This window comes from Croceicoccus pelagius, from assembly GCF_001661915.1.
Classification (GTDB): Bacteria; Pseudomonadota; Alphaproteobacteria; order Sphingomonadales; family Sphingomonadaceae; genus Croceicoccus; species Croceicoccus pelagius.
The window spans coordinates 1-2381 of the sequence record NZ_LYWY01000022.1 but is presented as its reverse complement, the minus strand read 5'-3'; the positions used below and the strand labels follow the sequence as shown (position 1 = coordinate 2381).

The 2381-nt window shown below is 57.9% G+C and carries 3 protein-coding genes; 2 read left to right on the top strand and 1 reads right to left on the bottom strand.

Annotated elements, in window-relative coordinates:
- Positions 1-88: 88 nt before the first annotated feature.
- Positions 89-855, top strand: a protein-coding gene (locus A9D15_RS16180) for an IS5 family transposase (RefSeq protein ID WP_425304720.1) whose coding sequence is annotated in 2 segments (ribosomal slippage) — positions 89-410 and positions 410-855 — 768 coding nt in all. Because the reading frame shifts where the segments join, the coding sequence is not laid out codon by codon here.
- A 113-nt stretch (positions 856-968) separates the two neighbouring features.
- The gene (locus A9D15_RS04515; protein ID WP_156521646.1) at positions 969-1553 is read left to right on the top strand and encodes a hypothetical protein; all 585 of its coding nucleotides are present in this window, start codon (positions 969-971) and stop codon (positions 1551-1553) included.
- Between the two features lie 22 nt (positions 1554-1575).
- Here the strand turns inward: A9D15_RS04515 and A9D15_RS04510 are convergent.
- Positions 1576-2381 (bottom strand): IS3 family transposase (locus A9D15_RS04510; protein WP_066762217.1); only part of this gene is annotated, 806 nt, incomplete at its 5' end.

Here is a 2381-nt window from a genome sequence, read left to right as displayed (position 1 = left end):
CTAGGCCCTGTTGACAAACTGGATTCACAATCGCTGCGAGATGTGATTCAAGATAGCTTTTGCGGAGGTTATCTTGGCGCGGTTGCTGATGGAGGATGCCGAGTGGGCATTCTTTGAACCCTTTTTGATAGCGATCCGGGGGCAAGGCGGTCGCCCGGCCTCCAACCACCGCCTTGTTCTCGATGGTATTTTCTGGATTGCTCGAACCGGTGCTGCCTGGCGTGATCTGCCTGAAGAGTTCGGCAAGTGGTCGAGCGTGTATCGCCAGTTCCGGCGCTGGACCCTGGCCGGACTTTGGGAACTGGTGCTCGATGCCCTCAACGATAGCGGCGCAGCGCCAGACAGCGTCCAGATGATCGACAGCACCGTGATCCGCGCGCACCACTTGGCAGCGGGCGCAAAAGGGGGACTCAAAGACAGGGTTTTGGCCGTTCAAAAGGTGGCTTCACGTCCAAGATCCATCTCATTACCAACGCTCACGGCCTCCCTGTCCGGGCGGAAGTAACGGGAGGTGAAGTATCTGACTTCAAAGGCTTCGATGCTCTGGTCGACGATGACCTGCCGACGGCTCGCGTGTTCCTGGCTGACCGGGGTTATGACAGCGATCATATCCGGGCAACGATCACCGAGCGTGGCGGAACACCAGTGATCCCGGCCAAGGCCAATCGCAAAGAGCCGATCCCGCACGACACCGTCACCTACGCCTTGCGGAACCGTATTGAGCGGTGCTTCGCCAAGCTCAAATGCTCGCGCCGCCTCGCAACCCGATACGACAAAACCTCAGCAAGCTATCTCGGCTTCATACATATCGCCGCCGCCCGCCTCTGGACCAATCAGTTTGTCAACAGGGCCTAGACTACCCTCATTACGCCCGACTTCTCAATGTTAAGCCCTATCGTCTGCATTCCAGCATCGTAGTCGACGAACTCAACTCCAAATATGGTAGTACCTCCAAGGTTGAGGCTCGCTTGGACGAGATGAGGCTTTGGCTTGAGAAACACTACGAGCAAAAAACGCTGCGGATACGCAATGGTCAACTGGACCGTAAGCAGTTTCAAGATGCATTTAACCTTAAGGGCGGAACCTACTTAGTCCGCTACGAGAGAATTAAGGCGCTTTTCGACGAGTTTGATGAGCGGATATTGGCCGAAAATTACAGGCCTGCTCAGCTCGATAATGACCTCCACCGCTTAATTGACTTGCTGCGTACTGACCCTGAGCTCAACAGAAATCAATTAACTGTCAACCGGACCCGACTGGCAAAACGCTTGAGAATCCCCCTTCATGTTTTGAAGGAAGGAGCTTTTGATCAAGAGATCCGCCTTCACGACGAAAGGATACATCATCGGGCAGAAAAAAGCCTTGTAGATCCTCTCATCGCCGGCCGTGTATTTTTATTCAGCGACCTACCTTCAAAATGGAGCAGATTTTTTCTCGAAGCACTCGGTAGTCAATTTAAGAAGGCCTTTGGACATGTCACGGAGCGGGATCTCCTGAAGTCCAAGTATTTATCTCTGAGGTGGTCCCGCCTTCCTGGACAGTTTGGCGGCTGAGTTAAGCTAATCCCGGTTGTCGTTATGCCGCCTTCTTGATCATCAGATCATGGGGGGCATGCCCCCCATGATCTGATTGCCCGATCCGCCGATAGGCCTCCACCGGGGTTCGTCCGGCTAGGCCCGAGTGCGGACGCTGGGTGTTGTAATAGGTGATCCACCGGCCAAGGCCAGCACGCAGCTCGGAGCCGGTCTCGAAGGCATGGAGGTAGACGCACTCGTACTTCAGGGACCGCCAGAGCCGCTCGATGAAGACGTTGTCCATCCACCGCCCCCGGCCGTCCATGCTGATGCGGACCTCGGCCTCGCGCAGCACGCTGGTGAAGGCCTGCGACGTGAACTGGCTGCCCTGGTCGGTGTTGAAGATCTCGGGCTTGCCGTAGCGGGCCAGCGCCTCCTCCAGCGCCGCAACGCAGAAGCCGGCATCCATCGTGTTCGACAGCCGCCAGGCCAAGACCTTGCGTGTGGCCCAGTCCATGATCGCGACCAGGTAGAGGAAGCCCCGACGCATCGGGATGTAGGTCACGTCGGCGCACCAGACATGGTTGGGCCGCTCGATCGCCAGCTTGCGCAGCAGATACGGATAGACCCGGTGCTGTGGGTGCGGATCGCTCGTGCGTGGCCGCTGGTAGATCGGCGTCAGCCCCATCTTCGCCATCAGCCGCCGCGCCCGCCTGCGACCGATCTCGTGTCCGGCACGCCGCAGGTGCCGCGCCATCTGGCGACTGCCGTACCATGGGCATTCCATGAAGGTCTCGTCGATCACCGTCATCAGCGCCAGCGTCTCGTCCGTTTCCGGCACCGGTGCGTAGTAATAGGACGAGCGGC